This window comes from Paraburkholderia haematera (assembly GCF_905220975.1).
GTDB lineage: Bacteria > Pseudomonadota > Gammaproteobacteria > Burkholderiales > Burkholderiaceae > Paraburkholderia > Paraburkholderia haematera.
Genome location: NZ_CAJNBK010000033.1, coordinates 37685 through 54513, shown reverse-complemented (window position 1 = coordinate 54513; position 16829 = coordinate 37685). Strand labels below are relative to the sequence as shown.

Genomic DNA, 16829 nt, shown 5'->3' with positions numbered 1-16829 from the left:
AGGTCTATGCCATTTTCAGACATCGGTAGATGTTCATTCGAGCACCACAGCCTTTCGATGCGCGCGCCGGAATTCCCCACATATGGGCTAAAGCGTATCCGGCACCGCGCAGCTTAGGAGTGGTCGCCGGGCGTCACGTTGGCGAACTGCGAGATAATTGCCCATTTTCAGCCGCCTAACCGGGATCGCGTCACTCCGACACTCCCTGCGCCGCCGGCTGTCCACCACGACTGCGGCAGGACGTCGATGCTAAAGCTAGAACAAATCATCAAGAATTCAATGATCGCGGGAGTCGAGCCGGGACAGATCGCGCGCATCGTCAACGTCGAGCCAGCGGGGCCGGATTGCCTGAGCATCATTTACCGGACACAAGACGGCAGGTTGGGCGATCGGCAGGTGTTTCGCCATGAGGAGGCGACCCTATCGATCGCCGATGAGGGGCGGCCATGGGCGTTCGATGCGCCCGGCGCAGACTTCAAGCTGGCCGCCGAAGCGGGAAGGATCAGCCTCGCACACTTGTTTGATCCCATGATGGCCGTGCACACGTCTAACGTGGTGCCCCTCCCACATCAGATCACGGCTGTCTACGAGTCGATGTTGCCGCGCCAGCCCCTGCGGTACGTGCTGGCCGATGACCCCGGCGCCGGAAAAACCATTATGGCCGGACTCTTGATTCGCGAGTTGCTCATGCGTGCCGACGCACGCCGCGTCTTGATCGTCTCTCCCGGCAGCTTGGTCGAACAGTGGCGCGACGAGCTTGACGAGAAGTTCGGCCTGCAGTTCTCGATTTTTTCTCGCGAATTTGAGCAGTCCAGCCGCGGACCCAATCCATTTGAAGAAACCGAGCTGATGATCGCTCGGCTCGACATGCTTTCGCGCAGCGACGAGCTTCAAGAAAAGTTGGCGCTTACGCGCTGGGACTTGGTGGTGGTCGACGAAGCCCACAAGCTGTCGGCCACCTGGTATGGAATGAAGGTCAACGAAACGCGACGCTTCAAGCTCGGGAAACTGTTAGGTGAAGTGTCGCGACATTTCCTCTTGATGACGGCCACGCCGCACAACGGCAAGGAGGAAGACTTCCAACTCTTTATGTCGCTCCTCGACTCTGACCGCTTTTACGGGAAATTCCGAAATGGCGCGATGAAAGTCGATGTTTCCGACCTGATGCGGCGAATGGTCAAAGAAGAGTTGCTGAAATTCGACGGCACGCCACTGTTTCCCGAGCGACGAGCCTATACCGTCAACTACAAGTTGTCGCAGGATGAGGCGGCCCTTTATCACGACGTGAGCGCGTATGTGAAGGAGGAAATGAATCGGGCCGACCAACTGGTCGACGGCAACCGCAAGGGCACGGTGGGCTTCGCCTTGACGGCTCTGCAGCGCCGTCTCGCATCGAGTCCTGCGGCGATCTACCACTCACTCAAGCGTCGGCGCGAGAAGCTGCTGCGGCGCGTCGAAGAAGAGAAGATGAACCAGCGAGGCGAAGGCGTCCGCAAGGTGGGCGGGCCACTGGTTTCGGGTGATATCTGGGAGAGTGCAGAGGACCTTGACGCTGACAGTTACGAGAACTTCGAAGAAGAAGTCGTCGATCAAGCGACGGCCGCGCAGACCATCCAGGAGTTGGAAGCCGAAATTCTCACGCTCGCTCACCTCGAAGAGCAAGCGCGCACTTTGGCTCATTCGGAACGCGACCGCAAATGGGAAGAGCTGTCACAGCTTCTGCAAAATAATCCCGCGATGCGGACCGCTGACGGACGGCGGCGCAAGCTCATCATCTTTACGGAACATCGAGACACGCTTAACTATCTGGCCAGCAAAATCGGTGGCTTGTTGGGCAGCGAGGACGCTGTTGTTCAAATCCACGGCGGCGTCAAACGCGAAGATCGGCTGCGAGTTCAGGGCCTCTTTCGAAGCGATGCCAACACCTTGGTGCTGTTGGCGACAGATGCGGCGGGCGAGGGCGTTAACCTGCAGAACGCCAATTTGATGGTCAATTATGACCTACCGTGGAACCCCAATCGCCTCGAACAACGCTTCGGGCGCATCCACCGGATCGGGCAAACCGAGGTGTGCCACTTGTGGAATATGGTCGCCGCCGAAACGCGCGAGGGCGATGTGTTCCAGCGTTTGTTTGCTAAGTTGGAAGTGGAGCGACAGGCCCTAGGCGGCCGCGTTTTCGACATCCTCGGCGAGGTGTTTGACGAGCGCAGCTTGCGCGACTTGCTCATCGAAGCCATCCGTTACGGCGAGGACCCGGCGATCCGCGCGCGGCTTTTGAAAAAAGTCGAGGGCGCGCTCGACACGCAGCATTTGCAGGACATTATCAGCCGCAATGCATTGGCCGAGGAGATCATGGATGAAAAGCGTCTCTTCGCGGTCAAGGAGGAAATGGACAAGGCCGAGGCTCGCAAACTCCAACCGTATTTCATCCGCTCTTTTTTCAGTCAGGCCTTCGATCAATATGGCGGAGAGTTGAAAACGAGGGAAGTTGGGCGCTCGGAGATACGGTTCGTGCCTGCGGCCATCCGGGAACATGGACGCCTGCTCGCGCAGCGCAGCGCGCGCGTGAGCGATCCAGTCCTGCGTAGCTACGAGCGCGTGTGCTTTGACAAAGAGGGGGTGCGGTTGTTGGACCGGCCGGAGGCGCCAATGGCGGCTCTCATTCACCCCGGGCACCCACTGATGCAGGCGCTGGTCGATCTCACGCTGCACGATCACCGCGCGAAGTTGAAACAGGGCACCGTTTTTGTCGATCCGAACGACGAGGGCATGACCGCGAAAATCCTGTTTATCCTAGACCACTCAGTGAAGGAGGCGGGTGCGGCCGATCGCGTCATTTCCCGCCGGATGCACTTCGTCTCCTTGGATGCCGAAGGCCGGGCGATCAACGCCGGCTGGGCGCCTCACCTGGACTTGATCCCCGTGGACGCGGTAGATCGTCCACTGTTGCGCGATGTGTTGGAGTCGGCGTGGATTCAGCGCGATCTGGAGAACATCGCGCTTACATATGCGTCGACCGAACTGGTGCCCGAGCATCTGATGGAAGTCAAAGTCCGGCGCGAGCGCCAAGTCGACAAAACGCTCGCAGCGGTGCACGAGCGCTTGATCAAAGAGATTGACTACTGGTCGGAACGCTACGCCAAACTGAAGGACGACCTCGCAGCTGGCAAGGACGTGCGTCTGACGATCGAAAACATTCGCCGCACCATTGATGAATTGACCGCCCGTCGTGAGAGCCGCGAGAAAGAACTTCGCGCGATGCGGCAAGTGATCTCGGCGACGCCCGTAGTGGTCGGGGGCGCGCTTGTCATTCCGGCAGGCCTCTGGGCGCAGCGGAAGGGCAGCCAGGAGGCGACGACCTGGGCGGTGGATGCCGTCGCGCGAAGCCGCATTGAGCGAATTGCGATGCAGGCAGTGTTTGATGCCGAGCGAGCGATGGGGCACGTAGCCCTAGACGTTTCGGCACAGAAAATCGGTTGGGACATAACGTCCCTTCCTCCCACCATCGGCGACGCGTCGCCCGAGCCTAGACACATCGAAGTAAAGGGGCGGGCCAAGGGGCAAACGACAATCACCGTCACGCGTAACGAAATAATTGAAGGTCTAAACCAGGGCGACAAATTCTTCTTAGCAGTCGTAATGGTGGATGGCGATCAAGCGGGCGAGCCGCTTTACATCCGAAGACCATTTCAGCGCGAGCCGGATTGGGGCTCGACGAGCGTGAACTATGATATTGCCAAACTGCTGGAAAACTCAACGGGCAACGCATGATTGAAGCTCGCAAGAGCGCTTTGGGTTCGGTTTTGGGCAAAGCCGAGGCGACCCCGAACAGGCTGTCGCAGAAAAAAATGACACACCCTACGAACCGAATTAGAAATTTTAGATGACCACGACCATTAAATCGCCCAAAAAGCTTATCGAAGTGGCATTGCCCCTCGATGATATAAACGCCGCATGCGCTCGCGAGAAGTCAATTCGCCAAGGACATCCGTCCGCGCTTCACCTATGGTGGGCGCGTCGGCCCTTGGCCGCCGCTCGTGCGGTGATCTTTTCTCAGCTGGTCAATGATCCGGGCTATGAGCGATCGCTGGGCCGTGGTGTCAACAAGGAAAAGGCGCGGATTGAGCGAGAGCGTCTTTTTGACATCATCAGGAAATTAGTTCTATGGGAGAACATCAACAACGAAGCACTGCTGCGAGAGGCGCGCGAGGAAATCAAGCGTAGTTGGAGAGAGACGTGCGAGCTCAATCGCAACCATCCCCAAGCCGCGGAATTGTTCAACCCGGATAAGATGCCGGCTTTTCACGATCCGTTCGCCGGCGGAGGCGCAATTCCTATTGAGGCGCAACGACTCGGCCTTGATAGCACAGCATCCGACCTCAACCCCGTTGCGGTCATCTTGAACAAAGCCACGATCGAAATTCCTGGGCGGTTCGCCGGGAAGGAACCGATCGGCCCGGTTGAGGTCGGTCAAAGCACCGATCGCGTCGGTGACTGGAGACAGGCGCAAGGCCTCGCCGAGGATCTTCGTCGTTATGGCGCTTGGCTGCGCGCGGAAGCGCTGAAGAAGATCGGCCATCTTTACCCCAGCGTCGAGGTGCCACGAAGTATTGGTGGCGGAAAAGCGACGCCGATTGCATATCTTTGGGCGAGGACGGTCAAAAGTCCGAATCCGGCTTTTTCGCATTTGGAGGTTCCGCTCGCGTCCACGTTTGTCTTGTCCAGCCGCGAGGGCAAGGAGGTTTATGTGGAACCGGTCGTGTCGAAAGAGGGTTACACGTTCGCCGTCCATCGCGGAACGCCGCCGGATTCCGCCAAAATGGGCACAAAGCTCGCCCGGGGCGCGAATTTCCGCTGTGTAATGTCGGACACGCCCATCAATGGCGACTACATCAAAGCGGAAGGAGTTGCCGGGCGCATGGGCACAAGGCTCTTGGCCGTCATAGCTGATGGGGAAAAACAACGCGTTTATCTGGCGCCCACCCCAGAGATTGAGGCGACAGCAAGAACCGCGATTCCGGAATGGGTCCCTAGCGGTGAAGTACCGTCGCGCTTGACGGGTGGCACTTGCGTGCCATATGGGCTTACAGAGTGGGGGAATCTCTTCACAGCGCGGCAACTCGTTGCTCTGAATACTTTTTCCGACCTTGTGGCGGAGGCTCGCGAAAAAGTCTTGGCCGATACCGCTACCAAAGGCTGGGGCGATGATGGTGTTCGGCTTGCCGATGGGGGGCGCGGCGCAACCGCATATGCTGATGCCATCGCGCTTTATCTCGGCGTCGCTGTGAGCCGAACGACAAACACCATCAACGCATTGGCGGTGTGGTCGCAAAGTCGTGAGCAAAGCGTCAACTTGTTCAGTCGGCAAGCTATTCCAATGGCTTGGGACTTTCCGGAGGTCAACCCATTTGCTGGGGCCGCTGGGGATTTCGGATTGACTACGAAGTCAATGGCCAAGGCGTTGGATGCCGTTTGCGCGAGCGAGGGAACGGCCGTTCAGGCGGACGCCCAGACACAAAGCCTAAGCTCCGGCAAGGTGATTTCCACGGATCCTCCCTATTATGACAACATCGCATACGCCGACCTGTCGGATTTCTTCTACGTCTGGTTGAGGCGGTCACTGCGTCCGATTTTCCCGGACCTCTTCGCGACCATGGCGGCTCCCAAGGCGCCAGAATTGGTTGCAGCTGCCTACCGCCACGGCGGCAAGGCAGCCGCCGAGTCGTTTTTCCTGAACGGAATGACCAACGCGATGCATAGGCTTGCCGAGCAAGCCCATCCGGCGTTTCCAACAACGATTTACTACGCCTTCAAACAATCGGAAACGTCGGATGTCGGGACATCCAACACTGGCTGGGAAACGTTTCTCGCAGCGGTCATTAGTGCAGGTTTTTCAATTTGCGGGACTTGGCCCTTGCGCACCGAGCGGCCCACCGGCGTGAAAGTCGGCAAGAACGCGCTCGCGTCGAGCATTGTTCTTGTTTGTCGCAAACGCGAGGCCACGGCGGCAACCATTTCCCGACGCGAATTTCTGCGCGAACTGAAAGAGGAAATGACCGAGGCGGTTGAGGCGATGATCGGGGGTGTCGAGGGTGTGTCTCCCGTGGCGCCGGTGGACTTGGCGCAAGCGGCCATTGGCCCCGGCATGGCCATTTTTTCAAAATACTCGGCGGTGTTGGAAGCGGACGGGAGTCGCATGTCCGTGCACACAGCGCTCACTCTCATCAATCGCATGTTAACGGAGGGTGGAGACGAGTTTGATGCCGATACCCATTTTTGCCTAGGATGGTTTGACGAAATGGGATGGGGCGCTGGCGAATTTGGCAAGGCTGACGTTTTGGCTCGTGCCAAGGGAACGTCGGTGGACGGCGTCCGTGACGCCGGGGTGATCGAGGCGGCCAGCGGCAAGGTCCGTCTGTTGAAACCCGTCGAATACCCGGGAGACTGGTCTCCGGAGACGGACGCGCGCACGCCGGTGTGGGAAGCTTTGCATCAACTGATTCGTGCGTTGCAATCGATTGGCGAAAGCGCTGCGGGCGAATTGCTCGCTCGCTTGCCGCAAATGTCGGAACCCATCCGTAGTTTGGCCTATCGGCTCTACACGCTCTGTGAGCGCAAAGGGTGGGCCGATGAAGCCCGCGGTTATAACGAACTGATCACCTCTTGGCTTGGCATCGAGATGGCCTCCCACGAAGCGGGGCCGGTGGGGTCGCAAACACAACTGGACATCTGAGCGAGTAGACCATGAGTTTGAAGAATTGGCGCGCCATTGCAGTCCCGCACGAAGACGTGTTGAAGGGCACTTTCCAGCAAGCTGAGTTTGCTGCGGATATTTCTCGGGTCCATGAGGGTACGGCGACACCCGAATACCAAGATCCAACGTTATTCTTCCAGCGCACCTTCGTGACCGAAGGTATGCGTTTGCTGCTCGACTCGGTGGTCAAGCGGCTAACCGGCAAGGGTGGGGATCCCGTTATTCAACTGCAGACGGCGTTCGGCGGCGGCAAGACCCATACGATGCTGGCGGTTTATCACCTGGCCAAGGGCGAGAAGACTGCGAGCACGCTGCAAGGGATCCCACCGATTCTCGACGCGGCGCACATCACCGAATTGCCGCGCGCGCGCATCGCGGTGCTCGACGGGATCCGCTTGTCGCCCAACCAGCCGCAGCGACGCGGAACGGAAGACAATGGCGTCAAAGTCAATACCATGTGGGGAGAATTAGCGTGGCAGTTGGGCGGCTCTGACGCTTATGCGCGCGTGCGGGGCGCCGATGAGTCGGGCACGTCGCCCGGCAAGGAGGTGCTCGCACAGCTTCTCGCCGAGCACGCGCCGTGCGTCGTGCTCATCGACGAGTTGGTCGCCTATATCCGGCAGTTTGAAGAAGGGCGGTCGGTCTCGGGCGGCACCTTCGATTCCAACTTGTCCTTTGTCCAAGCGCTGACGGAAGCGGTGAAAGCCGTCCCGAACGCGGTGCTGCTCGCGTCGTTGCCGGAGTCCGACAAAGAGGCGGGCAGCCAGAAGGGCGTCGCGGCGCTGGCCGCGCTGTCGCATTACTTCGGACGCGTACAAGCCCTCTGGAAGCCGGTGGCAACTGAAGAGGCTTTTGAAATTGTGCGCCGTCGTTTGTTCGCGGACATCAACGATCGGCTGGCCGCGGAAGAAGTGTGCCGCGCCTATGCGGACCTCTACGCGGACAACAACTCGGAGTTTCCGCCAGAAACTCGCGACAGCCACTATTTCGAGCGCCTCAAACGCGCCTACCCCATTCATCCGGAAGTGTTCGATCGGCTCTATGAGGACTGGTCTTCGCTGGACAATTTCCAGCGCACGCGGGGCGTTTTGAAGCTGATGGCCAAAGTGATCCACCGGCTGTGGAAGGACGGCAACAATGACCTGTTGATCCAACCGGCGAGCCTACCGCTCTACGACCCGGACACCCGTAATGAGGCCATTTATTACCTGCCGCAGGGCTGGGATCCGGTGTTGGAGCGCGACATCGACGGCGAGCGGGCGGCCACGACCGAACTCGACAGTGTCAAGCCGATTCTCGGCGCCATTCAAGCCTGCCGGCGCCTCGCACGCACAATATTCCTTGGCAGTGCGCCAGATGCGGGAACGGTGGGGGGGGCGAAACATCACCGAGGACTGGAGCTTGAACGGCTGTTGCTGGGCGCCGTGCAGCCGGGACAAGTACTCGGGCACTACAAGGACGGCGTCCGGGCCATTGTCGACCGCTTGCAATATTTGAACAATGCGAACAATCGGTATTGGTTTGACACGCGCCCCAACCTGCGCCGCGAAATGGAAGACCGCAAGCGCCGCTTCGACGACCAAGAAGATGTGTTTCCGCTGATCCGGGAAAAGCTGCGTTTCGCGCCCGGCCTCTTCGAAGGTGTGCACGTATTCACGCACAGCGCCGACATCCCCGACGATTGGGCGTTGCGCTTGGTTGTCTTACCGCCTGTGGCCCCATTCAGTCGAACCACCGATCGACTGGCCATTGAGCGCGCAACGGCAATTCTCAAGCACCGCGGCGAACAGCCGCGCCAAAAGCAAAATCGCCTGATCTTTTTGGCTGCCGACGCAGACAGCCTGGGGCGGTTAAAGGACCAGGTCCGATCGGTGTTGGCGTGGCAATCGATCGTCGCCGACGTCAAGGAAGCGCGCCTCAATCTCGACCAGTTGCAATCCAAGCAAGCCAGCAAGAGCTTGGACGATACCAACGAGGCGTTGGGACGCATGATCAAAGAGTGCTACAAATGGCTGCTGGCCCCGATGCAACAGGCGAAACCGGGCAGTGGCGTGGGCGAAGTGGAGTGGGAGCACTTTCAGGTCAATCCGGCCGCAGCCAACCGCACGCAGGAGATCGAGCGGATTCTTAAAGAGAATGAGCTCTTGATCACGGAGTGGTCTCCCATTCATCTGTCCACGCTAATGCGTAACTGGTTCTGGAAGGACGACTGCAATGCGGTCGGCGCGCTCGAGGTATGGCAGAAGTCCTGCGCTTACCTTTATCTGCCAAGGCTGCGCGACGCAGATGTGTTGCGCATGACGGTGGCCGCCGGCGCGTCCTCGCGCGACTTTTTCGGGCTGGCTTACGGCCGCGACGGCGATGGGTTCGTAGGGTTCACGTTTGGCAAGGGCACCTCGCCCATTCTGGACGATTCGTTGCTCGTAGTGGAGCCGCAGGCCGCAGCGGCGTTTGCCGCCGTGCTGCTTGAAGAGGAGCGCGCTCGCTCGGTGCCTCAGGGCGCTGGCAGCGACGACACTTCATCCGGTGGCACCAGCGCGCAGACCGGAACACAATTCCCGGGGAAACCGTCCGGTGGCGCGTCGAATGGCGCAAACCTCGGCGCAGGTGCGACGGCCGTGTCCGGAGTGAGCGTCACATCGTCAGCCCCTGCGAAGCGCCTGTTCTTTGGCACGGTGGACATCGATCCCGCACGGGCAAAGTTCGATTTTGGGGAAATCGTCGACGAGGTGTTGATGCTCTTCGCGAGACGAGCGGATACGAAAATCCGCGTGTCCATCGAGATCAACGCGGAGACGGACGGGGCGTTCGATGAGAACCTGCAACGCGCAGTGCGCGAAAACTGCGCACATCTAGGATTCAAGGACAGCAGCGGGTTCGAGAGCTAAACAGGCCAGCTTAGCGCTCGAAAAACGATGGCGCGCTCGTTTATCAGCCAACACTGCCGCACGGGCTCGACTTCTCGGTAAAAGCCGCACGAAACAGGAGCGCTGCCTAGTCCGTGCAGGGCACCAAACGGTAATGTGTCAGCTGATAGCAGTGATGATCTACGCTTAAAGGAGATGCCATGGCCCCAGCTGCAACCCTGCGCCTGACCTTGGTGAGGTCAGAAGACGATCAAGCCGCCTTCAGCCCTGGATACCAAGCCGAACTGCGGCAGTTCTACCATCTGGTGCGGGCTGATGGCACTCGGGTCAGCGCCGTAGCGTTCACGATGGATACTGTCGGTGCCAGCGGAGGTTTGGTGGGCGAGTTCGTCATTCCGCTCGCGCAGGTGATCGGTCCAGTACTCGGGAGCGCTGCGGTCGCCTGGCTGCAGGGGCGTGCCGGCCGCAAGCTACGCCTCAAGGTTGGGGACATCGAGGTCGAAGCGAACACGCAGGCCGAGTTTGACGCGCTTCTTGCGAAGGCCATCGCGGTGAGGGCTGGCCAGACCGAACCCCTGCAAGATCATGAGTGAGATCACGCTTACGACCAAGTCACTGGAGCCACCGCCCGCGCGGGTGGTCAGCGCCGATAAGCGCGCTAATATTCGTTTCTCACTGACAGCCAGTGGGAAAACGTCAGAATAGATGCCTGTGGACAACAGTGGGAATCCGCCCGACTAAGTGGGTAAACGTCATTTTTCAGTGGGAAAACGTCAGATGAATGCGCCGCAAACCTGTTCCTGGTAAGGCTTTCGCGCGTATACAAACCTCTACAAACCTATTTACAAACCTTGCCCACGGCATTCAACGCCGGTTTGGACATCATTACGCGATAGCGTTTCGGCTACGCTTCAAAAAGCGCCTACCCTCCGGACCTACGGTCCTTCGCCCCGACGCTCTGCGTCGGCCTGCGCGTGCTACGCACGCTTCTATCCAGTCCTCAAAGAGGACGGAAGAAACCAAAACCGTTCACGAAGACTTCTACGGGGCAGGCACTAAGGGCTACGCCGGCCTCTGGCCGCCGAATCCCTAAGTGCGCGATAAAAGATTTACGGGCGCGCCTGCGTCGCACCCGTAAATCAACGCGCTCGCGTGCTCGCCTGATTGCCCTGCAAGCGTTATTGCTCACCAAGGCCCCAAGAAGTCTCCAGAAAAGGCAATAATTCGCCATCGCGAAAATATCAAGTGGCATTGGATATTTATACGCAGAAACGGCGATAAAAAAGGCCGCACCTGGTTAAGTGCGGGCTATAAAACAACGCCATTCCGAGGCGGCGAAGGGGCATTACCCAAAAACATAGTGCTGTTTACAAATCAATTGGTTCATTCAACGTTGGCCGATTATCCCGATAATCGGATTAATCACCGATTTCTGGCCCGGCACGCCCGCGCGATGCTGTTCGCTCACGCAGTGGTTTATCTCGCTCGACCGGCTGGCCAGCAGCTTCGCGCAGTTGAGCCTTGAACTCGTTGCGCCGTCCCTGGCGTTCTTCTGGCGTCAGGTCGGCGAAACGCCGGGACGCGGTAGCTGGCGACGACGCTTGCGGGTATCCGGCGCCCGACGTATCGATGCTGGCGCGCTCGGCTCGGGCCTGTGCCACCTCGTTGACAAGCGCCGCGGCCCGCGCGGGGCCGCTGAGCTCAACGAGCGCGCGCCAGGCGCGATCATCTCGCTCGACTACGTGGCGGATCTCGCGGCGCATCGCCGGATCGAGCCGGTTCAGTCCGACACTTGCCCGCTTCAGCGCCGCCCGATCCTTCGCGGGCACCGGCTTGCCTGTCCGGTTTGCGGCCGACGCGGCGGAGAGGGCATCGGCATACTGCTCGACTGCACGGCCAAGCGGTTTTTCCGCACGTTGAGGCCGCGGTGCATTCGAGAATTCGACGCGCCGCTGGTTCAGCGTGTGCCGGTAGCCCAGTTCGGGACGGCGATCGCGCTCTGGCTGCAACTCGTGTTGCGCGCTGAACGATTTTTCGTCAGCACGCGACAGGCTGCGTATCAGCGCCGCGCCGTCCGCGAACTCGTCCCGTCCTGCCGCCACAATCAGATTTTCCTTGTGCCGCGTCATTGCGACGTAGGCCAGCTCGGCGTGCATGCTCTTCGTGGCCAGCACGTATGCGCGATCGACTGTCACACCCTGGCTCTTGTGGACCGTGAGCGCATAACCGTGATCGAAGTGGCCGTACTGCGCCGTATCGACCGCGAGCTGTCGGCCATCATCGAGCCGCACGTGCAGGACGGCGCCGGGCGCTTTCCTGTCAGGCATTTCGATCTGTTCGACTGTGCCCAGCGTCCCGTTCTTGACCTGCATCACGTATTCGTTCTGCAGGAACATGATCCGCTCGCCTGCGGCGATCGCGATGTGTCGGTCCTCGGACCGCACGGTTTGTTCGGCGCCCAGTTCACCGGCAGCCCGTCGCAATTCGCGCACGCGCGCATTCAGCGCGCAGCGCTCTTCGTTGGTATGCGTCAGCAGCAGCTGGGTCTTGCCGGGACTGACCCGGCGATCATCCTGCCACTGCGCGATCAGCTGTTCGCGCGCGTCGGCGACGGTCGAATACAGTTGTACGCCACCGCGCTCCGCATACGCGGACACGGCCGTTGACACATCGTGCCGGGCCAGCGCCGACGTTGCTTCCCGCTGCCAAGGCTCGTTCTGCCGCTTGATCTCGGTCAGGCTTTCGAGGCGGTTTGCTGCGGCCGCTTCGCGCGACACTGCGCGGAAAGCATCGCCGGCGTCGACCGCATGCAGCTGCCATGCGTCGCCCACCAGGCGCACACGCGCCCCGGTCGTCTGCGCGTGGCCTAGCAGTTTCTCCATCTGCCTCGAGCCGACCATCCCGGCTTCGTCGATCACCAGAACGGTTTTCGTGTCCAGGGTGACCGCGCCACGCTCGATGCCCGAAAGCAGACTGTGCAGCGTCCGGCTCGCGATGCCGGCGTCACGCTGCATGTCGTCGGCCGTCTTGCCCTGCAAGGCCGCGCCGATCACGCGCAGGCCGTCCGCCTCGAGCGCTTCGCGTGCGGCCGCGAGCACATAACTCTTCCCGGTCCCCGCCGCACCATTCACCACCACCAGATGGGCGCTGCTGGCGAGCGCGACAAAAGCCGCATCCTGTCCCGCATTGAATTTTCGGGTTGCGCGCAGCATTTCGCGCACTGCGGCGTCGCCCACTGCACTGTCGCTGGCGCGACTCATTTCGCGCGCACGTTCGACCAGTCGCACCTCGATCGCACGCAGATCCGCCGACGTGAACCACTCTCCGTCCCTGCCCGTATCCTTCAGTGCCAGCAGTTCCTTCGAATTCATCAGGCGCGCGTAAACCTGCCGGAACTGCTCGGCGCCGTCGGTATTGCGAAAGACGAATTGCTCGACGTCGCGACGTGAGAAGGTGGATTGATTGATCGTCAGGGCGGCGACACCGATCGCCGGATTGATGAGCAGCCGCTGCCCATTGCGGTACGCGCGTTGGCGATTCTCTTCGAGCACGCCGGCCATCACGCCACGCTCACCGGCGTAGCGCGCGACGCCCACTTTTACTGACGGCTCCAGCTCGATGCCGAGGGTCCGGTAACTGCGATGATCGATACGGGCCTCGATGCCCGCACGCGCCATGAAGTGATTGGCCGTGACTGCCCATTCTTCCCGCACGTCGCGGACGAACTGGCGGCTGCTCAGATAGCGATCTTTCCCTGCCCCGCCTTTTTCCGGTTCCTTCGCATTCCAGCGCTTGAAGTATTGCGCCGGATCGCGTGCGATGCCGTCGTTCACGCGTTCTGTGAACATGATGTGTGCGTGCGGCTGTTCCAGTCCGTCGCTTGCCGCCGGATTGTGAATTGCCCAGGTGTACGCGTGCCGTTCGCCGAGCGTGTGTTCAACGAACTCACGAACGAGTGCGACGCGCTGTTCATCGTCTAGTTCGCGCGGAATCGAAACCTCGATCTCCGTGTACGGCCGACCGTTTGCCCGCTCGTAGATGTCCGCCGCCTGCCAGAAAATGCTCGCGTCGTGGGCGGCCCACGCTGGCATGTTGCCGCTCTCGGTCATCTTCAGGTCGCCGCGCTCCTCGAACTTGCCCCCGCGAGAAATGTAGGCGTAGTGATCCTTCCGCGCGATGTATTTGGCGTGTTCCCCTGCAGCGGCCTTCCTGCCTGCTTTCACGCTTAAATGGTACGTTGACATTGGCGGCTGGGCATTAGTCTTATCATAAGCTGTTTCTATGCTAGCATAGAAACGCGGAAGCGCGCTTTGACTCGCTTTGCTCGCCAGATACTGCCGGGTCGCGCCTCCCTACTAGCTCGCTTTTGTGGTTTTCATAATCCGGAATTGCTTGCAGGAAGGGGCCGAATGGTCGGTCTGCGCTGTCGCTCGATGCAACGTGAATTTGATCCAGGAGAAAAATGATGGCAAAGGCCGAATGGCTCACGGAACACGTCCAGTACATCAAGGGTTTGAAGTCGCCAACCGCTACGCAATCGCTGCTGGTCGAACTGGCGGCGATTGCGAATCCCACCGCACAGGAGTCCCGCCAGCTAGACAAGCTGGTCCGGCTGGAGAAAATTAACCAGAAGGCCGACGCGATGAAAGCCGAAGCGGCCCGTATGCTGAGCGCACGGCGCGAGGATCAACGCAAGGCCCGCACGCGCGAATTGATCGAACTCGGCGGCATCGTTTCGATGGTTAATTTTCCGGTGGATCGCGGCACGCTGACCGGCGCGTTGTTGTGGGCGCTCGATCAGTTCAGGACTGACGATGACTTGCAGCGCACGCTCAAGAAACGCGGCGACGCTTTCATCGCTGAGCGCGAAAATGAGAAAAAGGCGGAATCGCAGGCCAGCGCGGAGGTAGCGGCTAAAGCGGCTGCGGCGGAGAAAGTTCCCGCGTAGTGTGCGGGTGCCCAGCCAGATCGTCCCTGCGCTGCGCTCCGGGTCGGCGCTCTCCCCGCACCTGTCGGCGCGGGTCCCCGTGCGTCTCGATCCGGGCGCGCAGGCGCGCGCGATATCGCAGCGGTCTGCGTGGCGTTGGGCTTGCAGGAAAATAAAAAGCGCGTCGTGGGGAACGACGCGCCGGAGGCATAAAAAGGGATTCTGGAAAATGAACCGGTATCGATCAGCGCCCCGATACAGCTTCTTCCAGGGCGCTGCACCCGGCTCGCTTAGGCGGCTTCTTCCTCCTCCTCGTCTTCGTCGTCATCCCATACGACCGGCGTTTCCCGGCTTACCAGAACTTCGGGCAACCAGCGTGCATTGGCCAGTAATCGTTCTGCCGTCTCTGCGGCTGCGTCCTTCTTTAGTTTCTCCAGCGGTGCCGCCGCTTCGGGGGAGACTGCTTGCGCTACCACGTCAACGATACGTGCTTTCGAAACGTGGTTCAGATAGCTCGTTCGCGTCGGCGTCCAGTACTGCGTCATATCGACGTTCAGCAGATTCATCAGCACGTTCACCGGGTGTGCGCCATCCGATTCGCTCACGCCGTTGACGGTCGCGGCCACGCAGAAGGCGAACAGGTTGCTCAGCACGTCTTCGCTCTGCGTCATCAGCCAGGGCAGCACGTCACTGAAACGCTTCGGCAGAAGCGCGGCCCACTTTTCGCGTTCGGCCGAAATCTCTTTCCATGCCGCGCTGGCTTCCATGTCGTCCGCTGTCTGCAACAGGCGGTTATGTGAGCATGTGGCCCGCACCTCGGCGGCATGCTGGTCGTAGACGCAGACATAGCGGTCATCGAACACAACCGGGATCAGGCGGTGCATCAGTACCGCCAGCGCGGCCACCGGGTTCCGGGCAAGTTCGATCTGGACGGCGGCGGTGCGGTGCGCCGTCAGTCGCTTGCTGAGGTCTTTGCCGTGGAGCGGCTTTTCTGCTGGCGCTGGCAGTTCGTCAACACCCGTCACACCTTCGCGGTTCACGCTGGCCCGGTCCTCGGGTTTGACCAGTCCGCGCTCGATCACGGCGTGGCCGTCCTGGTCGAGCGTCACGAATGCACCGGCCCGCGCCTTCTGGTCGTCGCTCCAGATTTCAAGGCGTTCAGCAAAGTCGTCCAGCGCCTGGGAAGCGGCGTCCGCTACGGTTTCCAGTGCGTCGCGGCGGGCGTCGTCCTCGGCTTCGTCTTCGGCGTCGTAGTACGCGTTCAGTTCCGCTGCGGCCTGTTCGCTCGCTTTCTTCAGCGCGCGAAGCTCGGTCTTTTCCTTCTTCGTGTACTCGCGCGATGCCGACGGCAACCGGCCAAAGCGGGCCATTTCGCCAAAGTCACGGCGCACGCGGGTCTCCACCCAAAGCCAGCCCTCGGCGCTCAAGGTCTGCGCGACAGAAACCAGCTTTTCTGCCACCAGGCGATGCAGCAGTTCCGCGTCGGTCACATACCCGGCGTTCTGCGCGTCACTGAACAGGTCTCTCCGTACGTGGCCGCCTGCTGCCTCGTATACGTCGAGCGTGACGAACGCAACCAGGTTGCTGTCGGCCACATCGATCTCGCTGTTCGTGATCGCGTCGCGCAGCTGCGCCGGGTTGCGTTGCCACGCCTGGGCGGCGTCAAACCACAGGCGTTCCTGCAGTTCGTGATCGTCCGTCAGTGCAAGCGTGCGGATCTGTTCCAGCGTCATGCCGTCATCGCGGAAGACGTCGATCAGGCGGGGAGACACGTTCGCAAGCTTCAGGTGCCGTTGCACCTGAATTTCCGACAGCGAGAACAACGCGGCAATGAAGGTGACCGTACGGCCTTCATTGACCAGCAGGCGGAATGCTTCGCAGGCGTCCGCCGGATGCATCGGCTCGCGCTGCTGGTTCTCGATCAGCGACACGGCGACGGCATCGGCTTCGCTCACAACCTTGACCGGGACGGGGTAGCTGTCATCGATCCGGCCAGCCGTGCGCAGCAGTTCCAGTGCGAGCAGGCGACGCTGACCCGCGCATACGCCCAGCTTGCGCTGCTTGCCGCGCGCCTTCATTTCATGGGCGACGAGGTTTTGCATGACGCCTGCCGCGTCGATGTTCCCGGCCAGCGCCTCGATGCCGGTAGGCGCTTTGCGGCGCACGTTGTGCGGCGACTTGCATAGCAGGCCGAGCGGCACGTACTCGATCTGGGTGTCGTTGCCGAAACGGCTTTCGACAACGGTTTCGGTTGCACGGTTTTCAACGATTTGATCCACGG

Annotated in this window: 7 protein-coding genes; 5 read left to right on the top strand and 2 right to left on the bottom strand. The window is 60.5% G+C overall.

What is annotated here, in order from left to right:
* Positions 1-246 precede the first annotated feature (246 nt).
* The 4 genes from KHO23_RS31740 (at position 247) to KHO23_RS31725 (ending at position 10214) form a co-directional block, all read left to right on the top strand.
* Positions 247-3771 carry a helicase-related protein gene (locus KHO23_RS31740; protein ID WP_211616589.1) on the top strand — a complete coding sequence of 1175 codons (3525 nt, stop codon included), beginning with the start codon at positions 247-249 and terminating at the stop codon, positions 3769-3771.
* Positions 3772-3883: 112 nt separating this feature from the next.
* Positions 3884-6733: a DUF1156 domain-containing protein gene (locus KHO23_RS31735; protein WP_211616587.1), complete on the top strand. Its 2850-nt coding sequence runs from the start codon at positions 3884-3886 to the stop codon at positions 6731-6733.
* Positions 6734-6744: 11 nt separating this feature from the next.
* Complete coding sequence (locus KHO23_RS31730) at positions 6745-9642, top strand: ATP-binding protein (RefSeq protein WP_211616585.1); 2898 nt, start codon at positions 6745-6747, stop codon at positions 9640-9642.
* A gap of 179 nt (positions 9643-9821) precedes the next feature.
* Complete coding sequence (locus KHO23_RS31725) at positions 9822-10214, top strand: hypothetical protein (protein WP_211616584.1); 393 nt, start codon at positions 9822-9824, stop codon at positions 10212-10214.
* A gap of 825 nt (positions 10215-11039) precedes the next feature.
* On the opposite strand, the gene traA is transcribed toward KHO23_RS31725, so the two are convergent.
* Positions 11040-13865 carry a Ti-type conjugative transfer relaxase TraA gene (gene traA / locus KHO23_RS31720; RefSeq protein WP_211616582.1) on the bottom strand — a complete coding sequence of 942 codons (2826 nt, stop codon included), beginning with the start codon at positions 13863-13865 and terminating at the stop codon, positions 11040-11042.
* A 218-nt stretch (positions 13866-14083) separates the two neighbouring features.
* On the opposite strand from traA, the gene KHO23_RS31715 reads away from it, so the two are divergent.
* Positions 14084-14569, top strand: a complete 486-nt coding sequence (locus KHO23_RS31715) for a conjugal transfer protein TraD (RefSeq protein WP_211616580.1) — start codon at positions 14084-14086, stop codon at positions 14567-14569.
* Between the two features lie 269 nt (positions 14570-14838).
* Here KHO23_RS31715 and KHO23_RS31710 read toward each other — a convergent pair whose 3' ends face one another.
* Positions 14839-16827 (bottom strand): ParB/RepB/Spo0J family partition protein, encoded by a 1989-nt coding sequence (locus KHO23_RS31710; RefSeq protein ID WP_236067070.1) that lies wholly within the window; start codon positions 16825-16827, stop codon positions 14839-14841.
* Positions 16828-16829: the final 2 nt, after the last annotated feature.